General features: G+C 63.7%; 1 protein-coding gene. It reads left to right on the top strand.

Features of this window, described 5'->3' with window-relative positions:
- The coding region (locus RMT89_RS45385; RefSeq protein ID WP_315889592.1) for a hypothetical protein at window positions 1–237 on the top strand (237 nt) is incomplete at both ends.

Below are 237 nucleotides of genomic sequence, written 5' to 3'. Positions count from 1 at the left end.
CTGGGCGCCAAGTACGACGAAACCGTCGGCCTGGCCACTACCGAGGTCAAGGCGATCAACGACCCTGAGCTGACCAAGGCGTTCAACGAGCTGGGCTGGGGCAACCACCCGACCATGATCAAGGCGTTCGCCTTCTTCGGCTGTTTCCTCCGCGACAGCTTGGTGGATGGCCTGGGCGGTACCACTGCATCCGGTCCGAGCGCTTCTAGCGACCCGAAGTCGATCCTCTACGGCGGC

The organism is Streptomyces sp. P17 (genome assembly GCF_032436805.1).
Lineage (GTDB): Bacteria > Actinomycetota > Actinomycetes > Streptomycetales > Streptomycetaceae > Streptomyces.
The sequence above is the reverse complement of the archived record's forward strand: the minus strand, read 5'-3'. Positions and strand labels throughout refer to the sequence as shown.